The 21,831-nt window shown below is 32.2% G+C and carries 22 protein-coding genes and 4 tRNA genes; 13 read left to right on the forward strand and 13 right to left on the reverse strand.

Features of this window, described 5'->3' with window-relative positions; genetic code table 11:
* Window positions 1–5: 5 nt before the first annotated feature.
* Entirely contained in the window at window positions 6–1,697 is a 1,692-nt protein-coding gene (gene ilvD, locus LCX93_RS11375; protein ID WP_226066383.1) for a dihydroxy-acid dehydratase, read from the reverse strand.
* 142 nt (window positions 1,698–1,839) lie between these two features.
* On the opposite strand from ilvD, the gene LCX93_RS11380 reads away from it, so the two are divergent.
* The 5 genes from LCX93_RS11380 to LCX93_RS11400 all read left to right on the forward strand — a co-directional run bounded on the left by LCX93_RS11380 (window position 1,840) and on the right by LCX93_RS11400 (window position 3,964).
* Window positions 1,840–1,914, forward strand: a tRNA-Gly gene (locus LCX93_RS11380).
* A 41-nt stretch (window positions 1,915–1,955) separates the two neighbouring features.
* Window positions 1,956–2,042: transfer RNA gene (locus LCX93_RS11385), tRNA-Leu, on the forward strand.
* Between the two features lie 19 nt (window positions 2,043–2,061).
* A tRNA-Cys gene (locus LCX93_RS11390) sits at window positions 2,062–2,135 on the forward strand.
* Window positions 2,136–2,167: 32 nt separating this feature from the next.
* Window positions 2,168–2,256, forward strand: a tRNA-Ser gene (locus tag LCX93_RS11395).
* A 181-nt stretch (window positions 2,257–2,437) separates the two neighbouring features.
* Entirely contained in the window at window positions 2,438–3,964 is a 1,527-nt protein-coding gene (locus LCX93_RS11400) for a hypothetical protein (RefSeq protein WP_226066384.1), read from the forward strand.
* On the opposite strand, the gene LCX93_RS11405 is transcribed toward LCX93_RS11400, so the two are convergent.
* Window positions 3,957–4,727 carry a terminase gpP N-terminus-related DNA-binding protein gene (locus LCX93_RS11405; RefSeq protein WP_226066385.1) on the reverse strand — a complete coding sequence of 257 codons (771 nt, stop codon included), beginning with the start codon at window positions 4,725–4,727 and terminating at the stop codon, window positions 3,957–3,959. The two genes, LCX93_RS11400 and LCX93_RS11405, sit on opposite strands and share 8 nt — an antisense overlap.
* Before the next feature lie 201 nt (window positions 4,728–4,928).
* Here LCX93_RS11405 and LCX93_RS11410 point away from each other — a divergent pair, with 201 nt between their 5' ends.
* From LCX93_RS11410 to LCX93_RS11420, 3 genes are all read left to right on the forward strand, one after another.
* Entirely contained in the window at window positions 4,929–5,165 is a 237-nt protein-coding gene (locus LCX93_RS11410) for a helix-turn-helix domain-containing protein (protein ID WP_226066386.1), read from the forward strand.
* 1 nt (window position 5,166) lies between these two features.
* Window positions 5,167–6,669, forward strand: a complete 1,503-nt coding sequence (locus tag LCX93_RS11415) for a DNA primase family protein (RefSeq protein ID WP_226066387.1) — start codon at window positions 5,167–5,169, stop codon at window positions 6,667–6,669.
* 187 nt (window positions 6,670–6,856) lie between these two features.
* A complete protein-coding gene (locus LCX93_RS11420; protein WP_226066388.1) occupies window positions 6,857–8,506 on the forward strand; it encodes a hypothetical protein in 1,650 nt (549 codons plus the stop codon).
* Between the two features lie 242 nt (window positions 8,507–8,748).
* Here the strand turns inward: LCX93_RS11420 and LCX93_RS11425 are convergent, their stop codons facing one another.
* The 8 genes from LCX93_RS11425 to LCX93_RS11460 all read right to left on the reverse strand — a co-directional run bounded on the left by LCX93_RS11425 (window position 8,749) and on the right by LCX93_RS11460 (window position 15,599).
* Window positions 8,749–9,855, reverse strand: coding sequence for an HP0729 family protein (locus LCX93_RS11425; protein WP_226066389.1), 1,107 nt, complete (start codon window positions 9,853–9,855; stop codon window positions 8,749–8,751).
* A gap of 3 nt (window positions 9,856–9,858) precedes the next feature.
* Entirely contained in the window at window positions 9,859–10,068 is a 210-nt protein-coding gene (locus LCX93_RS11430) for a hypothetical protein (RefSeq protein WP_226066390.1), read from the reverse strand.
* Between the two features lie 146 nt (window positions 10,069–10,214).
* Window positions 10,215–11,792, reverse strand: a complete 1,578-nt coding sequence (locus tag LCX93_RS11435) for a GTPase (protein ID WP_226066391.1) — start codon at window positions 11,790–11,792, stop codon at window positions 10,215–10,217.
* Between the two features lie 10 nt (window positions 11,793–11,802).
* Window positions 11,803–13,605, reverse strand: a complete 1,803-nt coding sequence (locus LCX93_RS11440; protein ID WP_226066392.1) for a dynamin family protein — start codon at window positions 13,603–13,605, stop codon at window positions 11,803–11,805.
* Complete coding sequence (locus tag LCX93_RS11445) at window positions 13,589–13,957, reverse strand: hypothetical protein (RefSeq protein WP_226066393.1); 369 nt, start codon at window positions 13,955–13,957, stop codon at window positions 13,589–13,591. Before LCX93_RS11445 ends, LCX93_RS11440 begins: the two co-directional genes overlap by 17 nt.
* Before the next feature lies 1 nt (window position 13,958).
* Window positions 13,959–14,816, reverse strand: coding sequence for a GTPase (locus tag LCX93_RS11450; RefSeq protein WP_226066394.1), 858 nt, complete (start codon window positions 14,814–14,816; stop codon window positions 13,959–13,961).
* 10 nt (window positions 14,817–14,826) lie between these two features.
* Window positions 14,827–15,210, reverse strand: coding sequence for a hypothetical protein (locus LCX93_RS11455; protein ID WP_349636701.1), 384 nt, complete (start codon window positions 15,208–15,210; stop codon window positions 14,827–14,829).
* Between the two features lie 56 nt (window positions 15,211–15,266).
* Entirely contained in the window at window positions 15,267–15,599 is a 333-nt protein-coding gene (locus LCX93_RS11460) for a hypothetical protein (RefSeq protein ID WP_226066396.1), read from the reverse strand.
* A 129-nt stretch (window positions 15,600–15,728) separates the two neighbouring features.
* Between LCX93_RS11460 and LCX93_RS11465 the strand changes: the two genes are divergently transcribed.
* Window positions 15,729–15,962 (forward strand): helix-turn-helix domain-containing protein, encoded by a 234-nt coding sequence (locus LCX93_RS11465; RefSeq protein ID WP_226066397.1) that lies wholly within the window; start codon window positions 15,729–15,731, stop codon window positions 15,960–15,962.
* 7 nt (window positions 15,963–15,969) lie between these two features.
* Here the strand turns inward: LCX93_RS11465 and LCX93_RS11470 are convergent, their stop codons facing one another.
* The 3 genes from LCX93_RS11470 to LCX93_RS11480 form a co-directional block, all read right to left on the reverse strand.
* Window positions 15,970–16,629, reverse strand: a complete 660-nt coding sequence (locus tag LCX93_RS11470) for a ribonuclease HepT family protein (RefSeq protein WP_226066398.1) — start codon at window positions 16,627–16,629, stop codon at window positions 15,970–15,972.
* Window positions 16,630–16,642: 13 nt separating this feature from the next.
* A complete protein-coding gene (locus LCX93_RS11475) occupies window positions 16,643–17,236 on the reverse strand; it encodes a hypothetical protein (RefSeq protein WP_226066399.1) in 594 nt (197 codons plus the stop codon).
* A 66-nt stretch (window positions 17,237–17,302) separates the two neighbouring features.
* Window positions 17,303–18,190, reverse strand: a complete 888-nt coding sequence (locus tag LCX93_RS11480) for a helix-turn-helix transcriptional regulator (protein ID WP_226066400.1) — start codon at window positions 18,188–18,190, stop codon at window positions 17,303–17,305.
* Between the two features lie 342 nt (window positions 18,191–18,532).
* On the opposite strand from LCX93_RS11480, the gene LCX93_RS11485 reads away from it, so the two are divergent.
* From LCX93_RS11485 to LCX93_RS11500, 4 genes are all read left to right on the forward strand, one after another.
* Entirely contained in the window at window positions 18,533–19,342 is an 810-nt protein-coding gene (locus LCX93_RS11485; protein WP_226066401.1) for a DUF932 domain-containing protein, read from the forward strand.
* Window positions 19,343–19,352: 10 nt separating this feature from the next.
* A complete protein-coding gene (locus tag LCX93_RS11490; protein ID WP_226066402.1) occupies window positions 19,353–19,946 on the forward strand; it encodes a hypothetical protein in 594 nt (197 codons plus the stop codon).
* A 12-nt stretch (window positions 19,947–19,958) separates the two neighbouring features.
* On the forward strand, window positions 19,959–20,681 hold the full coding sequence (locus LCX93_RS11495) for a Rad52/Rad22 family DNA repair protein (RefSeq protein ID WP_226066403.1): 723 nt from the start codon (window positions 19,959–19,961) through the stop codon (window positions 20,679–20,681).
* A 497-nt stretch (window positions 20,682–21,178) separates the two neighbouring features.
* Window positions 21,179–21,784, forward strand: coding sequence for a YagK/YfjJ domain-containing protein (locus LCX93_RS11500; protein WP_226066404.1), 606 nt, complete (start codon window positions 21,179–21,181; stop codon window positions 21,782–21,784).
* The last annotated feature ends 47 nt before the right edge of the window (window positions 21,785–21,831 follow it).

The raw sequence follows: 21,831 nt of genomic DNA on the forward strand, positions 1-21,831 counted from the left end.
CCTTTTTATAATTCTGTTTTTAATACAGCGCCGTTTGATGCGTTGGATACCAAAAGCTGATAACGTTTCAACCATTTTGATTTGACTTCATTTTTATAAGGAACATAATGATCTTTTCTTCTTGCCAGCTCTTCACCGTCAACATTTAACTGCAATATATGTCTGTCAACATCAAGTTCTATCTCATCACCGTCTTCTATCAATGCAATCAATCCGCCCTCGGCAGCTTCAGGAGAAACATGCCCGATGGAAGCCCCTTTGGTAGCACCAGAAAAACGCCCGTCTGTAATAAGCGCTACCGTCTCACCAAGGCCCATACCCTGAATAAGTGCCGTAGGCGCCAGCATTTCCTGCATACCCGGACCGCCTTTTGGACCCTCATAGCGAATGACTACAATATTGCCCGGTTTCACTTTATGTGCCATTATTCCGTCTATTGCTTCTTGTTGGGAGTTAAAACAGATTGCTGTTCCTTTAAAGTGTCTCATAGAGTCCACAATACCCGCAGCTTTGATGACGGCACCCTCTGTAGCAAGATTTCCAAAAAGAATTGAAAGCCCTCCCACAGGAGAGTAGGCATTTTCATTTTTATGAATAATATTTGTATCTTTTATCTCGGCATCTTTGATTCTCTCGCCGATAGTTTCACCGGTAACAGTCAAGGCATCAAGTTGCAAAACATCATTGCCTCTGTTGGAAACCTCTTTCATTACCGCATTGACACCACCTGCATCATCTATATCTTTCATATGAACAGTTGTTAATGACGGAGAAATCTTTGCAATGTGCGCTACTTTTTCTGCAATAGCATTAATATTTTCTATTTTAAAATCAACATCTGCCTCTTTGGCAATGGCAAGCATATGCAGGACGGTATTTGAACTTCCGCCCATAGCCATATCTACGGTAAACGCATTATGCACCGCTTTTTCATTCAAAATATTTTTAAAATTGTATTTTTCGTTATTTTCCATTTTTGCAAGCTCGACAATACGTTTTGCCGCTTTTTTCACCATTGCAATCCGCTCAGGTGTCATGGCTAAAACAGTTCCGTTACCAGGCAATGCGATTCCCATCGCCTCACAAAGCGTATTCATTGAGTTTGCTGTAAACATACCCGAACAGCTTCCCCCCGACGGACAGGCTTCGCACTCTATCTCATACAGTTCCTCATCCGTCATATTACCCTCGGCATGCTGACCGACTGCCTCAAATGCAGTTGCAAGGTCAATCGGGGTACCGTCTTTTTTATGTCCCGCAGCCATAGGCCCGCCCGAAACAAAAATAGTAGGCACATTCACACGGAGAGCTCCTATAATCATACCAGGAACAATTTTGTCACAGTTAGGGATACAAATCATCGCATCAAGTTTGTGTGCATTCATAACAGTTTCAATAGAATCCGCAATAATTTCACGTGACGGCAAAGAGTAAAGCATACCGTCATGCCCCATGGCAATACCGTCGTCAACACCGATCGTGTTAAACACAAACGGCACACCGCCTGCTTCACGGATGGCCTCTTTTACAATTTCGCCATATTCATGCAAGAAAAAGTGTCCTGGAATAATGTCAATGTAAGAGTTTGCAATTCCGATAAACGGTTTGTCAAAGTCTTCGTCTTTTAGACCGGTAGCACGCAACAATGAACGGTGAGGCGCTTTATCAAAGCCCTTTTTGATTATATCACTTCTCATAAAAAATCCCTGTATAGTAGTTTACATCTTAAAATATGAATGCGATTATAGCACTTTTTTACTATTTTTCACTAAAAACTCTTTACAAAGTAAAAAAAACAAGATATAATTCCGGCTCACTTACAAATTGTAAACTGAAACTGCGGGAATAGCTCAGTGGTAGAGCACAACCTTGCCAAGGTTGGGGTCGCGAGTTCGAACCTCGTTTCCCGCTCCATTTAATTTAAGATTGTTAAACTGTGATACACTCACGATGATGCCCGGGTGGCGAAATCGGTAGACGCAGGGGACTTAAAATCCCCCGGTAGCAATACTGTGCCGGTTCAAGTCCGGCCCCGGGCACCACTGATAATTAACTGAAACTGGTGCCATCGCCAAGTGGTAAGGCCGCAGCCTGCAAAGCTGCTATCCCCAGTTCAAATCTGGGTGGCACCTCCAGTTTTTAAATCAATTTTTTTAACTACAAATGTGGATCTTTGGCAGAGTTGGTCGAATGCACCGGTCTTGAAAACCGGCGAGGGTCACACCTCCCAGGGTTCGAATCCCTGAGGGTCCACCACTTCTAAACCCCTAAAACAAGCACTTTCACAACATTAAGAAAAAATCAAAAAAACTTTAAGAAATGTATGGTTCCCGAGTTGGTTCCCGACTTTTTTGGAATTGGTAGGAATTTAAAAGCTCCTTATTAAATAAGAGTATAATTACAAAAGCAATAAATAAAATAGGTTTTAGGAAATATTATGACTTTTAATTTAGATCAACAGATAAATAAAAACTTTAGACAAATTCTAAAAAAGTATTTAATAGAAAGTTATAAAGAGGTAGAGGTTATACCTACTAGAGAAGATGCGATTTACAAACAGATAGAAAATTTTAAACCATACGAACTCACCTATAAAATATTTTATCAGATGGCTATTAGAAATGAGAATGCCAAAAGAATAATTTATGCACTAAACTATCTTTACGATGTCATTACTATAGAAAAAAATCAAATAATAATTGATGAAATAAATTGCTCTGCTCAAAATGAAGAGAGACTATATACCATTGTAGGTACCGTTAAACCAAAAGATACTACTAGCAACAAGATATTGATAGGTATAAATGAGTATAAATTTCAATGTATTGAATCTGTCGATGATAACAAATTTAAAATAGAAGTTTTTGTAGATAAAGAGATAAATAACTTAGATTTACATCTAGCTGTAGAATCAGAAAAATATCCAAATGCTTTAGGCTTACCATTAGCAAGTTCTACACTAAAAATACGAAGTACAACAACAGGTATTTCAGAGAAAAGTAAAGAAACGATTATCTCTGTTAAAATAGACAAAGAAAAATACTCTATATCTCCTGATAAAGATGGAAGTTGGATACTAGAGTTAATTAATTCAAAAAAAGTTCTTACCAAAGAAGTTATTCTACAAAAGTACCAGAACTATTTAAACCCAGAAGAGCATCAAATCTATTTGTCCGCAGGTGTTTATTTTATCAACGAACTTATACAAGAACTTGAAACGGAACTAATAGAAAAATATTTAATATATCCTGATAATTATGATGTGAATCATCCCGAAAAAAGTGATATTTTACTTAAAAGAGCTATGCATAATTCGTTAGATATTCAAAGATTGCAAAATGATTCAACATATCAACATGAAAATAAGTATTTTTTTAAACAAGATGATTATGATGGCTATAGTATTCATCAAGGCATATCAGAAGGTGAAGATAGTAGATATAATTTAAGTACGATAAAACAAGATGCGACAAAACAAGTAGTAGATTACAATGTATCAAATTTTCAAATAAATTTAAACTTACCAAAGCATGAGTTAATCTCTTATCTTACAAAAATAAAAGACAACTATGACAATGACCATTCTATTTTATTCTCACCTATGGAACTTCTTGGTAAAGAAGTAGACATTGAACCTGATGAGATTAAAAAAATGAATTCTGTTAAGTGGGCTGATACTTTTTATATTTATGATTATTTTAAAAACAGTATAGAAGAAAATAATACTGATCAAAAAAATGGTATTAAAATAAATCTTACTTTTTATCACAATGACTTAGAAAGTGCCAGTCATGAAGAATTAAGTTTAGAATCTAAAAATATTAAACATATCAAAAATAAATTCCCTAAAAAGAAAAAATCTAATAATAAAGAGTTTTATCTAGAAATTGACGCCATAGGAAACAGATACAAGCTTATGGAAATGCTAATTGAGCAAGAGAAATATAAATCCCTTATTAATTAATCAAATTTGCTGGTATGAACTCTAGTATTTGATTTTGATAATTTTTACTAATATATAAATTTAACTCATTGTATTGATTTTCAGCTAGACCATTAACTATTAAAAAAAATCTTTTCTTAGTTGAAGATGTAGATTTTGACAAGAAGTTTTTAAAGTTTTCCTTTAAATCTGATGATTTGTATAAATCAAGCATAAGTAAACCCGTATTATTATTTATAATAAATTGATAAAAATGTCCATTTCGCTCGTTCATACTATTTTTACAAATATGAACCCACCAAATATTCGCATATGATTTTTTTGCCTTATTCTTCATCTCTATATATGTCTCATTTTCAATATCCTCAATAAACTTTGACTTAAATTTTTGAACATCATCTGAATTTAAGCTCCATCTTTTTAAATAATCCCCTAAGGTGGAAGATGCAATATCTTTTTTAAACTTTTTTTTAATCATCTTTAAGATTAATTTCTTAGTCCAAAAAATAAAGGATGTATCAAATTCGATTGGGGATAAATCAAAAAGATTGCTATATACTTTTTGCTCCATACTTCTATCTAATAGCTTTTTTTCTCCAGTCTTTCTTCCTTTAGGGGTAATTTTTAATCCCTTTTTTTTCCACTTAGATATCGTCACTTCATGTAAACCAAGATTCTGCGCTATTTCTTTATTAGAAATGCCTTTATCCATTAATCTAAATGCTTGTTCTCTAAGTTCTAATAATTTATGCTCATGCAATTTTCTTCCATCTATTTTTTTCATACTAAATTATAACAAGAGATTTCTGACTTACAAATTAACCTATTTAATCGGTGGGTTATACTGAAAAATAAGTATGTGATTTATCTATGTGAAAAATTCTTATAACTGGAATAATTGCACTAATCGGAAACAAACAGAGCTCAAAACTTTGTTTTCGAAATGATAGAAATTGCAATTTCTAAATTTAAATAAGGACTAAAAATGTCAATAAGTTTAGAAGAAATAAATGGTGCAGAATTGTATGCAAACTTAACAAAAAGGTGGCTTAGCCCAGACGAATTATCAAGGGAATATGGATTTTCTAAAAGTACTCAAAGCAAGATGAGGATGGAGTCTAGCCCTAGTAATTTACCCTTTAGTAAAATTGGTAAATACATAAGATACGATCGAATTGCTATTGACAAATGGCTGAAAGAACATCAAGTGCGAGGAGTCTAATATGGAACCAAAAACAATAGATTTAAAAACTTCAATTAACAGTATAACTAAAAAACAAACTACAAGCGATGATGGTATGTTTGATGAAGTAGATACAAATGAAGGTGATGTAAAAAAGAATCTAAATATACTATTGAGGGTTATTCCTTCTTTTACTTCGCATCAATGGGAAGAGATACATAATGCTTTAAACGATGGTATTGTTGGTAAACAAGTGCCCGCTAAAGATTGTTATAGGATTGGTTTTATAAATAAACTCAAAGAGGTTGCTAAAACACATAATATACTTTTTGCAAGAGATGGAAATAAGCTTTATGTGTATAGTGGTGAATACTGGATAAGCATTAGTGAAGAACTTATGAAAGAGTTTCTCCATAAGGCTGCTAGGAAAATGGGAATCCCTCATAGTTTAAGCTACTGTGTAAAATTTATAAAAGGTGTTTATTCACAACTATCAGAATTAGGTTTTTATGAAAAAATGGTTAAAAGTGAAACTACCTATTTAAACCTCTCAAATGGAGCATTGAAAATAGATACAAATGGGGTAGAACTTGTAGATTTTAATCCTAAATACTTTTTAACACATAAGTTGGATTTTACGTATGATACTAATGCAAAAAACCAAAGCTGGTTAGAATTCCTTGATAAAGTTCTTCCAGATAAAGATACTCAAAGGACACTACAACAGGCACTAGGCTATCTCTTCATAAGAGACCTAAAGCTTGAGTTGGTGTTCTTTTTATATGGCATAGGTGCCAATGGAAAGTCAGTTATATTTGAAGTGCTTAAAGGTCTATTAGCTCCAGATATGATGAGTTATTATTCATTAACACATCTAACAAATAAATTAGGCTACCAAGTAGCTGATTTAAATAATAGACTTATTAACTACGGTTCTGATGCATCATTGAAGAGTATCGATCCTGCTGTTTTTAAGCAGTTAGCATCTGGTGAGCCAATAGGAACGCGTCAAATTAGAGAAAAATCATTCACTATGAAAAACTATGCGAAGATGATATTTAATGTCAATAAGCTAGAGGATGGTGATGTGGAAAATACAGATGGATTTTTTAGACGCATAGTGTGTATTCCATTTGAAACAACAATACCTAAAGAATTACAAGATAAGAACTTACACAAAAAGCTCTTAGAAGATAAAGCAGGTATTATGAATTGGATTGTAGAGGGGATAAAAGAAGTTGTAATCAACGAAAATGTTTTTCTGTCTGAAAAATGTGAAAACTTCTTAGATAACTTTAAAAAAGAGGCAAGTCCTATACAGCTCTTTTTAGAAGAGAGTGGCTTAGTTCCTACAACCCCAAGTAATAATGAAGTGATTGATTTTCAACAAGTATATGATATGTACAGAGATTTTTGTAAAAAACAGGGTGAAAAAGTTGTTGAACAAAGATCTCTCAATGCTGATTTAAAGCGTCTCGGATTTGAGAGAAAAAGACGAAAACATGGCAATGTATGGTTCGCTAAAATTGAATCATATAATTGATATATATTGCAGATATACCATAAGAGGTGTATCTATTTACTACACCCTCTAATCTCCTTAATTAGGGGTTTATTACTATTAGGTGTAGCAAAATGAATATTTTGACAATAAATATATTTTAACCAAGATGTAGCATAGCTACTTACAGTAAGAAGTAATTTTAGCTTAAATAAAAGGAGAAATAACAATGGCTATACACGATATTACAGTTAATGAAACACAATCCAACTTTACAACAGCAGTAGGTGGTCTTATTGATCATAATAAACTCTATCCTGTATTTGGATTTGGTAATGTAAGGAGACTTACAATTAATAACAAATATATCTATTTGTGGCAAGATGCCAAAGGTCAAGTCTGCTACTGTTTTGATATATTAGACAAAGAGTACTTTTCTGCGAGTCCAACTAAACTTGGGAATGTACTAAGTAATCATTTTCAGCAGGAAATAGAAGTAGTCAATAATATAAAAGAGAGGCTAAAGAAAATAACAAACAGTACTATAGGACTCAATAAAGCATTATCTGATTCTCAACGGCATGCTGATTATCTTGCTTATTCACAATCATATGAATCACAAAATACATTTGTGGACAAAATTGAAACATTTGGAAATAGTGCCATACAAACACAAGGATATCAACCAGTAGCACAGCAGCATCCACAAAATCCAATGTTAAATCAAGAACAGTTACATAAGAATATTATAGAATTGTCTGCATATCAGCATCAAGCTAATATGCAGACACTCTTTATATCGATTAATGAACTCCCTATTGTTCATAAAAACAAGTTTATGCCAAATATAAAACAAGCTTTTTTTATCGAGGATAATGCAACTTGTAAGAATACCTATAGACCTTCTCAATGGATGACAACATTTCCAACGCAATATGATATAAATAATTCATTCATTTTACAATTCATATTTTTTATGGTAAAAAGAGACATAAAACAAGCTATAAAAATCTTACTATGGCTAGCTAATTGTTTTACTATAACAGCAAATATACCATTTCCCCTAGTTCTGCACTCTGATACAGATACATATATGAAGTTGTTTTACGAGGATATTGTAGAACCTCTTTTGAATGCTGATTATTGTCAAGTTCTTAGTAATGATGATATGAATGAAAAATCTTTATCTAAACTATTGGATAAAAAGGTTATATATCGTTTTCATAATGTGACACAGTCAAACATCTTAAATACTACGGCTAAAGACTTCTCTAACAGACTCATACACAAAGATAACTGGAAACTCAATAATAGGGTTATAACAACAGTCACAAATTGCATTATAACATCAACAACAAGCTATATCCCACTGATCTCTAAAGATGTACCAAGCTTAGTAATAAATGTTGATTCAAGCTTAGATGATATTGCTGCTGAACTCAATATCAGTTCAAGCTACTATGAAATAGCAAAATACATCGAATATGATATGGAGAATTTTACAAATATTCTCAAAAAGATTGATTTTAGTAGCTTCTATACATTAGATACTTACAATGGAAACAATGATACTATTCTTGATGGTGATACTGATATACTTAAAGTATTTGAAGAATCTATCAAAAATAAAGACAGTGTTCTTTTCCAAACACTAGAAACTAAAGAACCAAAACTATATAACAGACTTATAAATGACTTTCACAAAAACAGAGTTAATCGTAAATATCTTCTAAAATATTTTACAGCACTCTTTGAAACTGAAATATATAAAAGCAACAGAGCCATTATATCAGACTTAAAAGAGCTAAGTAGTACGAGTGAACCATTTGAAAATACCATTACTTTTAACAATAATGGGGATGTCTATTATCGATTATAGGCATTATGTCAAAGCAATATAATAGCAATTATAGAGCAATTTCATTATAGTTTGAGCTTGAATGCTCAAACTATAATTGCTATAAACTCCCTACTCAATACCTATGCTTTTATCCTCTGGCAACACCTAAAATAGGTACTTTAAAGAAAAATACCAAAATTACTGCAAAAGGGTTGTTTTTTATTGAAATAATATCAATTAGAGGTGATTTTTTTACAAGATTAATTTTTTGTCAATGTATGTTACTTCTCGAACTCATCCTTACCACTAATCAATTCACTTATAAAACCACTATCGCCAATCCCTAGCAACTTTTTGCGTATCTGCTTACATTCATCAAGTGTCGCACCGTTTCCGTGAACTGATTCGTTTCGGATGTTCTGAATAGTATTGATATAGTAAGGGATGGATGATAGAATGAAATATTTGAGATTTGATTTTTGGATATTGTGCTGAATGGTGGATTTGATTTGATGATTTTTTAGAAGAAATTTGTAAGTGCCGTAGTTGGCTTTTTGCAGTGCTATATCTTCTACTGTTCTATCCATCCCTTGGACTGAAAATGGGATATTTGCAATGGTGGCATCTTGTTTTATTAGAAACGCCACAAGTGTTTTAAAAAAGTTGTGTAGCTCAGCTTCTATTGCTTTAGAGTATTTCATAATCACTGCACTATAATCATATAGAGGGTTATGTTTGTTCTGAGAAAACTCTATCTCTGCACTGATGATATTATCTTGCGTATTTGGATGTAAGGCATAAAAAATATCTTCTCCAAAGGTAAACTCTATGAGGTTTTGGCGGGTAGTTATCTCTAAGGGTGTTTTGAAGATATTAGTGTAGTATTTGAAGTTAGTATCCTCTTTTTCAAAATAGTTTATCTCCTCTTTCATTGTCACTTGCATAGGATAGACATATTTGTTTCCATAAACTGCGTATGTTCTATTGTTATAGTTTACTGCCTTGAAGTTTGCAAGGACACTATCTCGAACCTGTGCAAAATTTTTGTCAATGATGAGTCGTAAATCATCAAATATAAACCACTTTTCTACATCCATCGTATCGTAGTAGCTTGGGGCTTTTATGATTTTTGTTTTTTCACTTTTTACGGCGATTACATTAGCAACATAGATGCTGTCATAGTCTGTTAAAAAAAGCTGTAAAGGATTTTCGGCCGATACACTCTCATAGAGTGTATCAAGCTTCTCTTCGTTTGGATGGTCATAATCTCTTAGTTTAGAACGTAATTTTCCAAAGGCAACGACACCATTGTTTTTCAGTATTTCAAGGTGCTGTTCTATGACATCACTTTTGTAGTATGGGTTGTAGAGGATGAGGAGATTTTGCATATTCTATTTTTTTCCAAAAGTATTTATCAGTAAATCTAGTACTTTATTTGATTCTGGTTCTTCAAGAGGAACTTTAATAATATCTGAACCACATTTTGGACATTTAAAAACTTCTACACCCCAACTTAAATCGACCACATCGCTTTCAGGATAGAATTTCTTTGACCAATTGCATTGTGTGCATTTTTTTATAAATGGATTAGGTTTTATCATATTAACTACCTATATCTGATTTCATAGAAATTTTAACAAAAATATTTCTATAATGAAATTCTAAAAAATCTTCATCTACTGGTACCTTTTCTTTAGCTATCATTTTCTGATACTTCATCATAAAATCCTTTGTTCTCGCAATATTGTTATAATTGACACAAAATGCTTATCAACTCATCTTTACGAGAGACTAAATTATTCTTTTTACTCCCTAACTCTTGTGATAGTTTTCGATAATTACTGATGAGATTGTTAAAGATGTCAGCTGTTAATTCATCTATACTTGCAAATAGACTATTTTGAATATCATTTGTTATGGATTCTGCACTGCTTTTTGCACTTAAAGCACGATTTCGTTTTTCTTCAATTATAGCTTGATGCTCTTGATAAGCACTATAAGCATTATATGCTTCCATTGCAATAGTGATTCCAACGGCCACTTTATTTGCAGTTTTGCTAATCCAAACGGGTCCTTTTCCATACATAATTTTTTTAGGAAGCAATTCTTTTGCTTTAGTTAAAAATTGTTTTATGCCTTCATTTGTTACTCTTGTATCTTTTAGTACATCTTTTGTTTTTTGTTTTATGGTGTCAAGGATAGTAGAATCCTCCGAATTATCTTTGTTTGATACATCTTCATCAGGATGCTTAAAGTTTTCATAATCTACATGAAGATCATAAATTTCTTGTGTAAATTCATCAACCTTTACTTTTAAATCTTTTTCAATGTAGTTTACAATATTTGTTATTTCTGAGTTGATAGTCTCTATTGTTGCTTCTATATGGGACTGTATATCATCACTTCCATTAAGTATATCAGAACTAATAGTTTTTTCTAGTGTAGGCATCTTTGAACTTATTGCATTTTTTAACTTTACTTCTGAACTTTTTTTCAATTTTTCAAGATATGTGATTAGCTCTTCAGTTTTTTGAACCTCTATATTATCCATCTTGTGATCTATCTTTGAAATCACATTATTAATAAAATTTGAAATATAAAGGTTTAAAGCATTTATAACCTCTTTCGAGCCAGCTTTTTCCAAGATATTTTCTATCATCTCCTCAAGGAGTAGTATATTACTCTTTTTAAGAATTAAATTTTTATGTTCTAGTTTGGCTTTTAAAGCACTTTTTGCATTAACTTGACATAAACTTACCTTATCTTCTATTCTATCAATTTTATTTCTATCGCCAATTTTTCTTAGATTTTCACCAATTTTATCAATAAGTCGTATGGATTCTACGGAATTCATATCTATCCCACTTTTATTATTCAAGACTATAATTATAGGTTTTTTTGCTTTTACAACTTCACTGATTTTTTCATAGACATACTCTTCTTCTAAAGAACCATCATTACTCATCACAAATATAATAAGTTCACTTTTATTTAAATGTTCCTTAGTCGTATCGTCATCTTCAGTTTTTGCATTAAGACCAGGCGTATCAAAAATTGTATATCCATTATATGTATATTCATGAATTTTACTTGTTTCTGGAGCATCTCCTGTCTTTGCCATTTCTTCTTTACCAAAAAGAGCATTAAGTAATGTACTTTTTCCCGCATTATAAACACCGTAAATCATTAATGCAGGTTTAAAATCTTTAAGTTTTACTTCTATATGCTTATTAAAGCTGTCAAGTTCATCATTTGAAACTAAATCTCTCACCTGTTCATTAATTTTTTCTTGAATTTTTAGGTATCCATTTTTATCTACTATCATTTTTTCTCCTTTAAAGTATTTGCCTTAAATCTTTTTCAAATTTATTAATATTTGATGCGATTGAGTTTGAGGTTTGTTGCAGTGGTCTAAAAAATGTATCTTCCATTTGTTGATACAAACTTTTAGCATATTTTACATAATAATTTAAGCGTACAGATTTATAGTGAGAAATTACTTCATCTTTATTGTCTCCAACTCCAACTTCCTCTGTATGTGACGAACCTGTTGCTTCACCAATTTGTCCACCTAAGTAGTCTCCAGCAATACCAGCAGCAGCAGTACCAGCTATAGCCCATCCTATAGGACTAGAAGCAAGAAGAACCCCTGCACCTATACTCGCAGCTGTTCCAAATAGTCCACTGCCAATTTTTTTATTTCTTTCATTTGTAGAAAATTCTATTTTTTCATATATATCTTTAATTTCAAAATCTTCACTACTAAATGAAGTTGTTAGACTTTTGAGTGTCGTATCAAAATTAGAAAATATCTCTTCAATATTATCTTGAATACTTTTTGCAATATTTTGATTTAGTTCAGCATCTATTTTAGAAAACATCTCTTTTGAATTTTTTTTATTTATTTTACTATAGTACTCTGCAACTACTCTTTCAATTTCACTTTCTAAATCAGCATTTGCATTTGCTTGTAACAGTTTAAACCTTTCGATACTTTCAGATATATTTGTATCTAAGTTCTGTAGTGCCTGCCTAATACTGTTAATAGAATTTACTTGATTGTTTTGACCTATAATGTCATTTTTTATAAATGATTTTAGTCCGTTATATGGTGTTTCTGATTTGAGCTTTTCTGCTTTATCTCTTACAACTTCTGTTATGAGTTCGTAAAATTTAGGAATATTGCTCTTTTCAAATAAATTTTCATCATCTATTTTTAAAGCTTCGGCTGCTACATGGGTTGAGATAGAATATATGTCGCCAAGAATAGCATCTGGATTTTCTGAAATTAGTTGAACAATTTCTTTTTTAACATATTCTTCTTGCTCTTGGCGGTTTTGCGCAGATTTATTTTGCAGTTTGCTAATTATGCCTTCGTTGCAATTTTCACAACCCTGTTCTGATCCACATTCACATTCATCTTCAATTTTCTCGTCAGATTTTGTAATACAAATGGTTACTTTTTTATTTTGTCTAAAAAGTTCCTGTAATTGAGCTTTTTCATCTTGCTGTAAAGGGGAGTCTGAAGATGTTGGATAAATTATATAATCAGCAGATTGAATATACTTTTTTGCCAAGTCTCCATTTTCTTTCACCATAGAGCCAAGACCAGGGGTGTCTATCCAAGCCATACCATCAAGCTTAAAACCTTGTATCTCTACTGTGCACTCCAAGTTGTTGGTATCAAAGCTATCACCATCTATTTCTTCAAGTTTATTTATATCTTGTTTTTTGCCAGCTTCATCATATTTAAAAAATTCAACTTTTTGCTTAGGCAATTTGTGTTTTGCGATAAAATTACCTAATGAACTTTTTCCTGCTTTTACTTTGCCAAAAATGATGATTATGAAATAGTTTTCTAAATCACTTCTAAACTTTTCTTTTTTTAATAATTCTTCAAAATTATTTACCCAACTATTTGAAGACTTTTTGATTAAATTTATCGTATCTTCCAAGAGTTGTGCCATCTCTTCATTTTGCTTAACTATATTTTTACTAACTTTTATTTTTTGAACTGTCTCATTAAAAGCATATACTGTATTTTTTAAACATTCTCGTTTTCTATCAAGGGCACTATTTATAACCGTTATATCTTTTAAAGAGCGGTAAAATTTATCCAACTTAATTAACTGATTCATATTTTTCTACCTCTATTTCTTTGATAAGCTTTAATATTTCTTCTGTTTCTTGCTCTAAAAAAGATATTGTATCGATTTTATAATTTTTGTTAATTACTATTTTTTCTTTTAATTTACCTTTTGAAAATCTGCCACCATAAAATTTAATATCAATACCGTATTTATCTTTGAATCTTTTTATTTGTTTATTTTTATACTTTTGTATCTCTTGAAAAATCTTATTATTTTTCTCTGTTTTATTTTTTTTAAATCTTTCTGATTCGGAGGTCGATTCACCTTTTTCTTCATATATATTATAAACGGTAGTAGCAGCAGCAACTGCTGCCCCAATCCAACCTACTAAACCCCACATATTAATTCCTTTCTAATTCAGCATACATATTAGTTAATGTATCTTCTACTTGTTTAATATCACTATCTAAGTTAGAAAAATATTTTTTTTGTGCTTGTCTGTGTTTAGCAATTTCTAGCTTGTTTGTCTGAACTTTTGAATTCAGTTGTTTTATTAAATCATCGTATTTGTTCTTAAGTCTATTTTTTCTATCTTCTTTAATGGAGTTAGCAAGTTTATCACTTAAATTTTTTAAACTATTTTCAAGTAGCTCTATGTTACTCTTTTTAGTCATGAGAGGTTTGTTTTCTAACCTCCCTTTTATATACCTTGTAGAAGATATTGGAATAATAGTTGGTTTCAATTTAAAAATTTCTTCTATCTGTTGAGCAATTTTTTTAATTGTGCCATCTATATCTTGTTTGTTATTTGCTTTGTCTATTCGTGAAATTACAAATATAGTTCTACTTATAAACTCTTGTGGATTTTTCCAGTATTTTTTTATATTATTTAAAAACTCTATCTCTTTTGCTACTAATTCACCTGTGGTAACAGTATGCACAAATAAATTTATATCTGATTTCTTTATAGCATCCATAACTCGCTTGTCATCATGTTTGTTGGCATTAAGACCAGGTGTATCTATATAAGTAAATGTACCAAACTGAATAGTTTTATTTGTTGCTGTTTTCCGCACATCAGCAGTTGCAAAAGTTTTATTTTCAAAATCTTTTACTAGACAATTTAACAAAGTGCTTTTTCCATGATTGTATAGCCCAATACATGTGATAGATAAACTATCATTTTTTATAGCTAGTTTAAGTTCTTTTATTAACTTCAAGTCCGCTATTGATAAATACTTATTTATTAATTTTGACATATATAGTTTCCTATAACTCTATCAAAGCATTTCCTTGTGTATATAGGGACAACATTGCTTTTGCCCATTGTGTATACACAATAGAAAGATTATAGTTTAAGTCAAATTCTTCAAGCATTTTTTCCAAAACGATTCTTTCCCCTTCATGCAAATAATCATCAGCATATACTAAAGCCATTATTTCAAGCAAAACTATCTTTTTACTTGTTTTGTGTGTGATTTTAGACAATGTGTTATAGATATCGAAATTTGCTTCATCATAATCAATATCTTCAATTTGCATTTCCATGCAATATTTTTCAATAATACTTTTTTGTATATCAGAAAAATCCCCGTCGCTTCGAGCCATATGGTGTGCTAATTCTAAAAATCCTATTTTTTCTTCTTTGTTCAATCTATTTAAAAACATTTTTTTTCTTTAAAGTAAAGTTAGCTAAGTGGCTTTATGACTTATTTTTTATATGTAACAGACAATTTGTTATCAACTATATGTTTTGCTATTTCATAGTCAGGATCATAAGTAGCAATATTATGTGCCGCCATTCCAATAGCTGCTCCCACTCCAGCTAATCCAGTTATACCTCCTGCAAGAGCAGCACCAGCCGAAGCAATTCTTCCATATGTGTATATTCGACAAGATAAATTTGCTGTTTCAATTATATTCTCTATTTTAGAAACAGCACTACCCATGCGTCCACTTAATCCAACTATTTCAAAGGATTCATGCCTTTTTATCATATCTTTAACTTTTATAGAATCTAGATCTTCATACTTTACAACCATTTTGCATCTCCTACTAATAAATTTAATATAATTATCTACTATAGTACACTGCCTATAAGCAGATTGATACAAAATATTACAACAGATAAACTTACACAAACATTATCTATCATAGTAGGTTGTATCATAATGCAAAACATAACTCCTCAACAGCTATATCAGACTATAGGCAAAAATGTAGCTCAATTGAGAAAAGAGAAAGGTTATTCTCAACTGGAGCTATCATTAGCTATGGGCTATAAATCTGTGTCTGTAGTGTCTGGAGCTGAAATTTGCTACAACTCAAAACATTTTAATCTTGAGCAACTTTTAAAAATATCCCAAATCCTACAAGTGGATCTCTGCACACTGCTTCAACAATGATTTTTTGCTAGTACATAACACCTAAATGATTATTTTTAACTTGAAACCTTTTAAGCTTTATGCCGACATGATTTACAAAATATCTTGCACTTTCCCACAAAAATAGGCTAGTGCTTTTTTGTTTATCAAACCCTTCGATCCCTTCCCATGCAACATCAATACACTTCTCTTTAAACTCATGTGGTAGCTTTTTGATGCTTTGTGCTACATTTAACATCAGCACCTCCAATTTTGTTTCTGCTTCTAACTTTGCATTAGGACTACTATAGGACTCTTGAAGCATAAAGTCTATCTCTTGCATGTTAATTATTAAACTTTCTAAGCACTCAAATAACTCAGTATTTTGTTCTTTCTGAGCAATCAACTTCTCAACTCTTTGAACCAATTCATACAAAAAAAAGTCTAAGCTTCTCCATAAGTAGCAAATGTCTGTTTGCTTATCGATTTGAGCAATTTCATCCCATATGATGTCAGGATTTGCTTTTTTTAGATTTTCAGGCAATGTTTTGATGGCAATACTCATAGCTAAAAAAGCTTCTTTAAAATCTTCAACTTTTTTTGTTTGCGATACAAACTCATTATAATTTAAACCTTGAACAAGCTTCTTTATCAAACTATTAGCTGCTACAATATCTCCAAGCAATTGTAAGGTCTCTGTTTGTGACATACATCTCCTTTTACTATCTATCTGCATTTAGTGTAATATCTGAAAAGATAGCATCATAATCATTTATAATGTAATCATGAGCTTTAGAAACTGTTTGTAGTATCTCTTGCTTATTAATGGTACCATTTTTTGTAAGCAATCGAAGGTTTACAAGTTTGTCTATCGCCTTCATTTGCTTATAAATTGTTTGAATATTCTCACTTTTCTTAGCAAAATCTTTAGATTCTTCTTGTAGAGACTTTTTTAACTGTTTATAGAGTCTCTCTAAAGCATATTCAATTTTTTCTATATAGAGATTGATATAACTTGCAGGTAAAGAGTTGTCTAAATCCTCTTTCGGTATTTTGTTCATTTTTGGCTTGTAGTAATCCTCAGGCTGATACTGTTCTATCAAAAGTTGATATTTCTTCAAGCTCTTTTTATAGATTTTCTTTTTAAGAGCATAAAATGCTTTTAGCCGTTCTTTATTTGTACCAGATGTTTCCTTGTCCTCGCTATCAACACTACTACAATGTTTTCTATCTACCCAACACTCATTTTCGCAAAACTCTTTAATCGCATATGCAACTGCTGCCATTGTAACTCCACCAACTACTAATTTGACCATAACCTACTCCTTTTGGTTGTGTTATGGTGAAATTATAAGATAGCTATGCGAAAGGTTTGTTCGTTTTTAGATACTGTTATTAAGATATGATGAGATTTGTTCATGAAGCTTATCTTGAAGATATTGAGGCTCTATAATTTCTATATGAGGGATCCAGTATCTCACTATACTCAATATCTCTTCATCATAAGAGATGCTCGTTTGCAGGATTAGTTCTTTCGTAGGCATTCTTTTTAGAATTACTTGATTTGGCAGTAGATCTCTTCGTATAAAATACTCAGCTACTTTACTGCTAACTTTTAGAGTAACACGCAAGGGCTCTTGTGTAAACCATTTGCTCTTTTTGGAATCAAGAGTTTCTAAAAACTCTCGTTTTGGCATAAACACTTTTTCTGTTTTCTTTAGATCTGTTATCTTTGTAAAGGTATATGTCTTTAGCTTTCCATCTTCTTCTCCAACGAGATACCATATGTCATTAATATTAGCCAATTTATAGGGATTTACATTTCGTTTTTTGTTGTTATAGAGAAACCAGAGAGTATGATGAAGAGTAATTGCAATACCTATTAATTCAAAATAATCTGCTTTGTTAGTAATATTTTCAAAGCTTCCCTCTTCGATATAGTATGCTTGATGAATGTTGGGATTTAGCAAATCTGCTAAAAAGTCTGCTTCCAAACTTGGATATAATTTTCTAAGACCACTTAATATTGCAAACCGTTTAATATCTTTGTAGTCTAATTCTCCTGTTATAGAGGAATCTAAGCAATATTTTCCAGCTTCTTTCTTTACAGGTAAAAACTGGGCAATTCTCTCATTTAGGTCTTTTTGTATTGTTCTTTTAGTAACCCCAAAATTTGCAGCCACTTCATCAATATCAAGCAACTCTCCTTTATTAAGCAGAGTTAAAATCCCAATAATTCTGGTTGTCATCTTATCTGTTTTTTGTGCCACTTGATATCCTCATAACTCCTGCAAGTATAGCAAAAAATTAATTTCCAAATTTTTATAAACATATATGATATATCTGAGACATCTCAAAGTCCATTTTAAAAAGGAGTGCTATGTTACTTGACACACCACCAAATACAGTCTTTTTCACGCTAGCAACTACAATAGTAGCCAACAATATAGATTATCCTTCATTATATGGAGCATAAGATGTGGAGTGCTTCTAAAATTATTACAGTTGTTATTGCTGTAGGTACTGTACTTAAAGAGACATTAGAGTTAGAAGAGAACTAGTTTTAGTCATAAGACTTTCAATATCTAATCAAAATATATAAGGAGACAACCATGTCACAATTTCCATTAACAAACGAACAACTGCAAGCCCAAGCCCCAGCACTCTTTACAGAGGAACCACACTTCGATGTAAGTGATAAATATCACTTCATCCCAACTATTGATGTTATTGAAGAGATACGAGCAAAAAGCTGGTATCCAGTCAGTGTAGATGTAGCATCTGTCAGAGATGCTGATAAAGAGGGGTACCAACAACACTTGGTACGCTTTCGTCACTTCGATGATTTGCTTCATCCACAAGAAAATGTAGTAGAGTTACTTCTTTTTAACTCTCATGATAGAAGCAAAAGCTTTGTTATTGCAGCAGGAATTTACAGATTTGTCTGTAGTAACGGACTTGTTATTGCAGATAGTGTCTTTGAGAGTTATAAAATCAAACACTTAGGCGATAGAGAGAATGATGTAGCTCACGCAGTAGCAAACATCACAGCTATCAAACCCAAACTGATGCAAAAGGTACACACCTTAGAGGCAATTAAGCTATCTGAACCTGAAAAAGCCTCTTTTGCAAAAAGCAGTATCGCTCTACGCTTTGAGCCTCATTTGCAAATTGATTACCAAGACCTACTTGTTCCCCATAGAGATGAAGATACAAAAGATGACCTCTATACGGTTATGAATGTAATTCAGGAGAATCTACTTCGTGGCAATATCTCAGGAGTAAACAAAGAGAGTGGCAGACGCTTTACGAGTAAAGAGATTACCTCAATCACTAAAGATGTCGAGGTTAATCAAGGTCTATGGGATATAGCAGAACGCATCGCTTTTATCAAAGAGCCAACAATAGCACAAGCCGCATAAGGAGCAGATCTTGAAAACAACAAACTACAGATTACAAACAGAGATAGAAAATCTTACACCACAAAGTCAAAAAGCTTGGTTTGAGAACTATATCAAAGAGGTGCTTGAGAGTGATAAACCCTACTATGCTAAAGCAGACTACATAGGTCTATCATTCCAAGAACTCCAAAACAAGATAGATTATGTTACAGCAGACATCAAAGAGCTACAACAGTTAAAAAAGAGACTCACCGATGCAAAACTCATCGCTCAAGAGGTAACAGCCTCAGTCTTGCAAGAGTATGGCATAGATAGACTCGATGGCACAGCTATATCATCACTAACCATTACTCCGCAAAAAACAAGCACAAAAGATACTCTCATCATTAAAGATGCAGATGCACTCTTACAGTTGGGTTATGCAAAAGTGACAGTTACTGTAGATGAAAAAGCAGTAGCAGAGGCGATGAAGACATTGGAGACGATGAATGAGATAGATAGATTTGTGGAGATACAGACTGTTACACAAAGTACCCCTGCAAAACTAAAAATCAATCCACGCAAAGGTCGCGTCAATAATCAAGCAAGTGAACTGCTACGACTCGTAGAGTCGCAAGCAGCATAAGGAGAAGCAATTATGTTTAACGATAAGCAGAACCAAGTTTTAGCCTATGAGCTAGACAGCAGTAGAATTAAGAGTCGCCAAAAAGGCAATATCACCCTCTCATACTTAGAGGGGTTTGATATTATAGAGACAGCCAATAAGATATTTGGATATGGGAACTGGAGCTATAAAATCACAAAATTACAGCAGGTCTCACAAGAGCAAAATGCTAACCAAAACCATATCATTTGTTATGAAGCAGTCGTAAGTATTAAAATCTATGACCTACAGCATACAAAAAGTATCTCTCGTGAAGATGTAGGTTTCGGTACTGGTATTGCAAAAACTCTAGCAGATGCACATGAAGGAGGAGCTAAAGAAGCAGTAACAGATGCTATTAAACGGACACTAAGAAGCTTTGGAAATCAATTTGGCAACTCTTTATACGATAAGAGTAGGCAAAACCATAATCAGTCACAGCATTACACGCAAACACAAACACAACAGCTCACGCAACCACAGCAGTATCAACAAACAACACAACAATCGCAAACCCAGCAAATGCAAAGTAACCATACTCCACAAGATTATGCTTCACTCTATAACTTAGGTTTAAGTATAGTGGAACAAGGTCAAAATCTTATAGTTGTGGGTGATGATATTTTTGCCAAAAAAGATAGTATTAAAGCGTGTGGTTTTCGATGGGATGGTGCTTCGAAGCTTTGGTACAAGCCTATAGAACAGCAGGCGGCTTAAGATGATAGTGCCAAGAAAAAGATATAAACGAAGGAATCTCTTGCTTGTTGGTTTGTGTGTAGGAGTTACTATTGGCTTGATGAGCTGTAAGGAGGAAGAGCATATTTTCACCTAAAGCTACTTGTGTAGTTTTAGGCAACACTCTTTTTTCTTTTTTCCTAACTCTGTACATAAAGTATAAATCATAAGATAAGGAAACTTCAGTCTATCGAATTTTTGTATACAGAATTAGTCCTTGATTTTGATTACAAGCTTATTTAGGTTATTAATATTATTATAATAATAAATTATAATATACTTGTAAAGAAAGTATATGTTAAAGAGGTTAATATAGAGAGAAGTAAGTAGTATTACATTAAAGTATTGTACTTAAATCATAAATTAATAACTGGATAGATAGATACTGTAGCTTAACATATAATAAATAAATTTTATAATTTATATTATATGAGAATGTATACATAGATATACAGAATCTAACAATTAAGGAATTATCAATGAGTAATAAAGTGAGAGTTAATAAGCGTACACAAAGCACAAAGAAGTATCTAGATGAATTGAATAAAGTATATTCGAAGCTAAATGTAGTGAGGCTTGATCTATCTTATAAAAAACCATATAGCAATAAGATGACTTTAGAAGAAACTAACAAGGACATTCAGCATATGTTCAACAATATGCGTTCTAAACCAAGTGTATATGGAGACAAGGTTGGTTACATGCTAAAAAAAGAGTATACAGAAGATAAAGGTATGCACATTCACGCAGTTTTTTTCTTTGATGGTCAGAAGATAAAAAAGAGTGCCTATAAGGCAGATCAGATTGGTGAGCATTGGGAAGAGATAACACAGGAGAAAGGAGCATATCACAACTGCCATAGAAATAAGTATAAACACAAAGGTGTTGGCATACTTAAACATGATGATATCGAAAAGAGAAAGATACTTGATCAGTATGTTATCTCCTACTTATGCAAAGATGATAGTAAGCAAGATATAGAATCAATACGAAACAGTAAAAGAGCTAAAGCATTTGTCCGTGGCGCAATGCCTAAAAAGAAAAATAATGTAGGGAGACCTAGAAAGGATACAAATACTCTTTGAGTATAATAAGCAAATATATCGGATATTTTAGATAAAATGCCATAATT

Origin of the sequence: Sulfurimonas sp. SWIR-19, from assembly GCF_020410885.1 — a bacterium.
GTDB lineage: Bacteria > Campylobacterota > Campylobacteria > Campylobacterales > Sulfurimonadaceae > Sulfurimonas > Sulfurimonas sediminis.

What these genes read in the sequence shown, in the direction of transcription:
- LCX93_RS11485 (WP_226066401.1), top strand. Translation starts at nt 18,533, where the DNA reads ATGTCACAATTTCCATTAACAAACGAACAACTGCAAGCCCAAGCCCCA.
- LCX93_RS11420 (WP_226066388.1), top strand. Translation starts at nt 6,857, where the DNA reads ATGGCTATACACGATATTACAGTTAATGAAACACAATCCAACTTTACA.
- LCX93_RS11405 (WP_226066385.1), bottom strand. Translation starts at nt 4,727, where the DNA reads ATGAAAAAAATAGATGGAAGAAAATTGCATGAGCATAAATTATTAGAA.
- LCX93_RS11465 (WP_226066397.1), top strand. Translation starts at nt 15,729, where the DNA reads ATGCAAAACATAACTCCTCAACAGCTATATCAGACTATAGGCAAAAAT.
- LCX93_RS11475 (WP_226066399.1), bottom strand. Translation starts at nt 17,236, where the DNA reads ATGGTCAAATTAGTAGTTGGTGGAGTTACAATGGCAGCAGTTGCATAT.
- LCX93_RS11410 (WP_226066386.1), top strand. Translation starts at nt 4,929, where the DNA reads ATGTCAATAAGTTTAGAAGAAATAAATGGTGCAGAATTGTATGCAAAC.
- LCX93_RS11415 (WP_226066387.1), top strand. Translation starts at nt 5,167, where the DNA reads ATGGAACCAAAAACAATAGATTTAAAAACTTCAATTAACAGTATAACT.
- LCX93_RS11435 (WP_226066391.1), bottom strand. Translation starts at nt 11,792, where the DNA reads ATGATAGTAGATAAAAATGGATACCTAAAAATTCAAGAAAAAATTAAT.
- LCX93_RS11500 (WP_226066404.1), top strand. Translation starts at nt 21,179, where the DNA reads ATGAGTAATAAAGTGAGAGTTAATAAGCGTACACAAAGCACAAAGAAG.
- LCX93_RS11445 (WP_226066393.1), bottom strand. Translation starts at nt 13,957, where the DNA reads ATGTGGGGTTTAGTAGGTTGGATTGGGGCAGCAGTTGCTGCTGCTACT.
- LCX93_RS11460 (WP_226066396.1), bottom strand. Translation starts at nt 15,599, where the DNA reads ATGGTTGTAAAGTATGAAGATCTAGATTCTATAAAAGTTAAAGATATG.
- LCX93_RS11495 (WP_226066403.1), top strand. Translation starts at nt 19,959, where the DNA reads ATGTTTAACGATAAGCAGAACCAAGTTTTAGCCTATGAGCTAGACAGC.
- ilvD (WP_226066383.1), bottom strand. Translation starts at nt 1,697, where the DNA reads ATGAGAAGTGATATAATCAAAAAGGGCTTTGATAAAGCGCCTCACCGT.
- LCX93_RS11400 (WP_226066384.1), top strand. Translation starts at nt 2,438, where the DNA reads ATGACTTTTAATTTAGATCAACAGATAAATAAAAACTTTAGACAAATT.
- LCX93_RS11450 (WP_226066394.1), bottom strand. Translation starts at nt 14,816, where the DNA reads ATGTCAAAATTAATAAATAAGTATTTATCAATAGCGGACTTGAAGTTA.
- LCX93_RS11440 (WP_226066392.1), bottom strand. Translation starts at nt 13,605, where the DNA reads ATGAATCAGTTAATTAAGTTGGATAAATTTTACCGCTCTTTAAAAGAT.
- LCX93_RS11470 (WP_226066398.1), bottom strand. Translation starts at nt 16,629, where the DNA reads ATGTCACAAACAGAGACCTTACAATTGCTTGGAGATATTGTAGCAGCT.
- LCX93_RS11425 (WP_226066389.1), bottom strand. Translation starts at nt 9,855, where the DNA reads ATGCAAAATCTCCTCATCCTCTACAACCCATACTACAAAAGTGATGTC.
- LCX93_RS11430 (WP_226066390.1), bottom strand. Translation starts at nt 10,068, where the DNA reads ATGATAAAACCTAATCCATTTATAAAAAAATGCACACAATGCAATTGG.